The organism is Brevundimonas sp. GN22 (assembly GCF_054824005.1).
In genome coordinates this window covers 1-5,346 of sequence record NZ_JSYD01000102.1, presented here as the reverse complement: position 1 = coordinate 5,346, position 5,346 = coordinate 1, and the positions used below count along the sequence as shown (strand labels likewise).

General features: G+C 61.1%; 3 protein-coding genes and 1 tRNA gene. 1 reads left to right on the top strand and 3 read right to left on the bottom strand.

Going from position 1 to position 5,346, the window contains the following annotated elements:
* A partial coding sequence (locus tag OB03_RS12770; protein WP_461344401.1) for a helicase-related protein occupies nucleotides 1-2,077 on the bottom strand: 2,077 nt, incomplete at its 3' end.
* A 332-nt stretch (nucleotides 2,078-2,409) separates the two neighbouring features.
* Between OB03_RS12770 and OB03_RS12765 the strand changes: the two genes are divergently transcribed.
* Nucleotides 2,410-2,486: transfer RNA gene (locus OB03_RS12765), tRNA-Arg, on the top strand.
* Nucleotides 2,487-2,540: 54 nt separating this feature from the next.
* Here OB03_RS12765 and OB03_RS12760 read toward each other — a convergent pair.
* Together OB03_RS12760 and OB03_RS12755 are read right to left on the bottom strand one after the other, a co-directional pair.
* Complete coding sequence (locus OB03_RS12760; RefSeq protein ID WP_461344400.1) at nucleotides 2,541-4,163, bottom strand: lysozyme inhibitor LprI family protein; 1,623 nt, start codon at nucleotides 4,161-4,163, stop codon at nucleotides 2,541-2,543.
* A gap of 33 nt (nucleotides 4,164-4,196) precedes the next feature.
* Nucleotides 4,197-5,309, bottom strand: a complete 1,113-nt coding sequence (locus OB03_RS12755; protein WP_461344399.1) for an RDD family protein — start codon at nucleotides 5,307-5,309, stop codon at nucleotides 4,197-4,199.
* Nucleotides 5,310-5,346 lie beyond the last annotated feature (37 nt).

Here is a 5,346-nt window from a genome sequence, read left to right as displayed (position 1 = left end):
TCATGGCCCGCGGCTTCAGCATTGACGGCAGCCAAACGCCATAGGTGCCGATGCGGATGGCGAACTTGCCCAGCGACTTGCGATCTTCCGGCGACAGAGCCGCCAGATCATCACGCACCTCGGCACGCGGCAGGATGCCGCCCGCCTCGACAATCTGCCATGCAATGCCGCGCACCAGACCGGTCAACACTCCATCATCCACCGCACGCTTCAGACGCTTCAGATCACGCAGCGCGCGGCCCGCCTCCTCGGCCAGCCAGGTCTCGATGCGCTTTTGCGCCGCCTCGCGCGCCGCCGCATCGCCCAGATCGCCGATCAGGTGCACACGCGGGTGGAAGACATCATCGTTGACGACCTTGGCCGCCACAGCCCCCTGCCAACGGACAGAACCGTCCGCATCCAGCGTGAAACCCGCGTCTTGTTCGTTGGCCAAAACCTTTAGTCTCCGTCCAATCTCCGGGGCGACGGCGCGGGTGGCTGCCTGACGCAGCGCCCGATCCGCAAGTGCCGAACCACCGGCATCAGGCGTGAATTTCACCCCCTCCAGCCGGCCAACGACCTCGCCCTCAATAGTGACCTCGCCATCCTCTGCCACGCCGGCAGAGACTTCGGCGCTGTCGTTCAAAACCCGCATGAGCGCTGAAGTGCGACGGTCCACAAACCGCGCCGTCAGCTTTTCGTGCAGCACATCACTCAGACGCTCTTCAAGCGCCTTGGTCTTTTCAGCCCATTCCTTGGCATTATGCAGCCAGTCAGGGCGGTTGGCGATGTAGGCCAGCGTGCGAACGCCCGCCAACCGCGCCGAAACCTGATCGATCTGGCCGTCATCTCGGTCCAGATCAGCAAAAATCGGGGCAATCCAGTCGTTCTGCAAACGCCCGTGACCCGTCGTCAGGGCGCTGAATATCTCCTTGGCCAGCCGCGAATGCTCGTCCGTCGTCGTCTTCTGAAAATCCGGAAGTTGGCAGGCTTCCCAGAGGCGCATCAGTGTACCGCGCGATCGGGCGGCCTTCTTGACCTCCTCGTCCTGCGACAGACGGCGCAGCATCACTTCGTCCAATGACGGCAAAGTCAGGCGCAAGCCCGCCCGATCCGGCGTCTTCTCAAGCGAACGCAACAGATCTGGCAAGGTATCGAAATCCAGTCGCGCATTACGCCACTCGGCCGCTTCGACCGGATCAAAGCGATGCTCGGCGATCTGTTCGACCAGATCCTCGTCCAGTTCCTCGGCCTCGGCGGTCACGCCATAGGTGCCGTTGCGCATGTGGCGACCGGCGCGGCCCGCGATCTGGGCCATCTCATTGGCATACAGGTATCGAGTGCGGCGACCGTCGAACTTCTTCAGTCCTGCGAACGCTACGTGGTCCACATCCATGTTCAGACCCATGCCGATGGCATCGGTGGCGACAAGGAAATCGACTTCGCCCGACTGGAACAGTTCGACCTGCGCGTTACGGGTGCGGGGCGACAGGCTACCCATCACCACCGCGGCCCCACCCCGTTGGCGACGCAGCAGTTCGGCGATGGCGTAAACCCGCTCGGTCGAGAAGGCGACCACGGCGCTGCGGTGTGGCAGGCGGGTGATCTTCTTCGACCCCGCATAGGACAGCACTGACAGACGATCTCTGGTGACGATCTCGGCGTCCGGCACCAGACGCCGCATCAGCTGCTCCATCGTGCCTGCGCCCAGGAACATGGTCTCGAACCGCCCGCGCGCATGCAGCAGGCGCTGGGTGAACACATGCCCGCGCTCGGGGTCGGCGACCAGTTGGATTTCATCGACCGCGAGGAAATCCACCTGCCGCTCCAGCGGCATGGCCTCGACCGTACAAACGAAATAGGCGGGGCGCGGCGGGACGATCTTTTCCTCGCCGGTGATCAGGGCCACCGAGGCCGCGCCACGTTGTTTGACGATGCGGTCGTAAACTTCGCGCGCCAGCAAACGCAGCGGCAGGCCAATCATGCCCGACGCATGGCCCAGCATCCGCTCGACCGTCAGGTGGGTCTTGCCGGTATTGGTCGGGCCGAGGATGGCCGTGATGCGCGAGGGCGCAAGGCCAGTGGAACGATCACTCATGACCCGCCTGCCCTAGCACATGCAGACCCCAAGGCCAGAACGAAGTCTGCCCACAACCGCCCGAAATACGACTTTTAGAGAGAGAATGAACGACCCGTTACCAAGCGTCGAAACACGGCGCGAACGAATCATGACCGAATCAGAGACACCGACTGATTCGGGGTTTGTTCTATACCATATCTAGTAGGTTAATGCACCTTAACCACAAAGGTTAACTACAAAATCGTATGGACAGAACGGGTCGCTCCTGTTCGGAATTTCACAGAAAATCCGCCCACTCCGGCGCGAGGGGCTTCCATCCCGCGCCGAGGTCCACTACTCACCCCAACAGTGGCCCCGTAGCTCAGCTGCATAGAGCAAGGCTTTCCTAAAGCCGAGGTCGGAGGTTGGAGTCCTCCCGGGGTCGCCATTTATTGTCGTTACCAGTTAGAACCTGCTCAATACCCGCTTAGGGCCGCAGCGATCAGTTGCCCGTTAGTTGGCTGATACGTGCCTGATAGAGGTAGGATATCGTGTCGAGGTCGGCAGGTTGGCTATTGCGCAGGGCGATCCACTCCTGCTGCGTGCGCTGAAGCGCAATGCGATCCCTGCTGAACGCCATCGCCTTGGTGTAGGCCTGCGCGAGTTGGTGATCGAGCATCCGCAGGTAGGGCGTATCGCAGACCAGTCCCAGCACCTCGCCGAGATTGCCCGTGCAATCAAATGACGGCTTACCGTTCCATTGCTTGCCGGAAACATAGGCTTGGGAGGCGTACTCCCGCTCGCCCAGGAAGTGCTGAAGCGCCTCGGGATAGGTTTCAAACGCGACCTCCATCGAGGCCGGACAGGCGTCATTTGTCGGAATGAGACAGGCGGTCGGCAATATCCAATCAGTGTTCGTATAGCTTTGGAGCATAACGGCCCATGCGGGAGACATGGATCCGGCGCGCGCTGCGGATGCTAAATAGGCCGCGCACGCGCCGTTCTGGCCATTGCGACAGGACGGCTCCAACTGGGCCATGCGGTTTACGTGCTCCTGCCGATAGGCGCGATCGGTGGACACATCCACCATCTGGCCTCCACGCAGCTTCAGGATTTGCACCGGTGCCGCGCTTTCGGCGTAGGAAGCGAATGCGTAAAGGAAGCTGTTGTCATAGGCGCGGAACTCCGGCGCAGCATCCCCGCCCAGATTGGTCGGGAAGCCATCAAGACCTGCACCATCCCACATCCCGAAATCGACATTGCGCCACTGGCCATTATGTTTGGTGGCGACGCTGATCGCGTAACAGCAGTGAGCCCCGCCCGAAAAACTGGTGAAGATCAGGTCATCGGCTCTGCCCCCACCATCCAGATCACCCACTCCAAACTCTGCGTGCTCGAACTGGCCATCACCCGTCAAAGCGAAGACCTGCCCCTCGGGATCAGTGAGCTTGAGAACCGGAGACGCGTACCCATCGGTGTAGGCCGAAGATAGTTCCACCAGCAGGTCACCGACCTGAAACACCCGGCCCGCTTCGGGAGTCTGCGGGAAACTGTACATCCTTCCGGTTTCAAGAACCGGATAGGCGGGCTCAGCCTCTGCCACTGCAGCCGGCTCGGACTGCACGGCCTCATAGGGTTCATAGCTTCTGTTGTTGTCCACCATCCAGAAGACGAAAACGACGATACCGACAAACGCCCCGAGCAGAGCCAACACCGGTCCGGTCGAAGATTTCCCGGTGCTGGCGCGAGCCACGGGCGCGACGTTCAGTTGCGGTTCCGCAGGTTGCGGAGTTTGTCCCGCAGCGGCGCTGACAGGCGGCTGGACAGGCTCTTCGGCGGGGCTTTTATCTTCGGAGGCAACCGGAGCGGGCGCAGGAGCGACCACCTCAGGCTGTTCTTCGACAACTTCGGCTTCAGTTACGACCGGCGCGGGGAAAACTTCCTCGAAGCGCGCTTTCAGCCAACCAAAATCCTCGGCAGGTCCGACAAAGACCTCCCTGTCGTCATCTTCCACGAATACGCGGGTGTCGCGTCTTAGATCGCCGCGCAACATGGCGTGACGGACACTGTCGTCGCTGGACAGAACTACCGTCTGGCCATCAATCCTGAACCCGATCTTGTACATTCGCGCCCCGCTACCTTCCCCAAGGCGACGGACTTACAGTCCGCCAGCCGCTGCCAACAACAGATACGCCAGAACGAAAAAGCCTATGATGCCCACTGCCCGCAAGAACCCAATCTTGCCATAGGTGACCTGATTTCCTGCACCAAGATCCCAGGCACTACGACCCGCTTCGAGCATGCGGGTACGCGCCCCCAGCATCACCACAATGCTGATGATCGGTATCCAGGCTCCAGCGCCGACGATATGCGACTGGAGACTGCGGCCTATTCCCGCAAAGAACCCAATATGGCGGCCGTTTTTGCGGACCTGGATATTGAGCAGTCCCTTACCCAAGGTAGCTCCAAAAACCCGCATGATCAGAGCCTCGATAACAAAGATCATCCCAATCGAGATGATGACAATCGCGGCGGGCTGGTCCGGCCAGAAGCCTCCGCCGAGCAACGCTCCGGCTAGGGTGGCTGCAAATACGAGAAAAGGAAGGTCAATCAGCTTGGCCACCCAGTGTCGCCAAGGACGGGGTTTGGCCCCAGAGGACATCGCGACTTGCTGTGCTTGCTCGCGATCCATCTGTTCGTGCAACAGGCGAGCAGCCTCTAATCGACGCTGCAAACTCTCTTCGGTTGTCGCGTCCGACGCCCTGACGATTGGCGCGTCCTGCACGCGGGTGACCCGAGCCGGCTTAGCCTCAACCGGGGCCGAGGATGACTGTGCCTTCGCGCGATCCATCCGTTCATGAAACCGGCGAGCAGCCTCCAAGCGACGCTCGAAAGCCTCTTGGTCCGCATCTGCCGAATTGACGACGGGTGTCTCGTGCACGCGGGTGACACGAACCGGTTCTGCCTCCACGGGCTGCTCTTCAAGGAGAGCAGGCACAGCTGCTAGCGCATTCTCTGGAGCCGCCGCCGCATATTGCGAAACAGGAGTAATCTTCTGTGTGCCGGGCACTGCAGGAAGCATCTCTGGCGGAAACAGCGCCCGCAGCTGCGGATCGTCCATCGCAGCGCCGACGAAAACCTCCTCGTCATGTTCCCAGATGACAACGCGGGTCGCCGGCTTCAGGTCGCCGACGACAATCGCGCGGGTCACATTTTCGTCTGTTGTCAGCTTGATCCGCTGACCGTCCACTAACAGCTCGATGATACGCATAACCCACCCCCCCACCGCCCTCGATATGACACCCGCG

Excerpts from the sequence above, each read along its gene's own strand:
- OB03_RS12760 (WP_461344400.1), bottom strand. The coding sequence starts at position 4,163 with ATGTACAAGATCGGGTTCAGGATTGATGGCCAGACGGTAGTTCTGTCC.
- OB03_RS12755 (WP_461344399.1), bottom strand. The coding sequence starts at position 5,309 with ATGCGTATCATCGAGCTGTTAGTGGACGGTCAGCGGATCAAGCTGACA.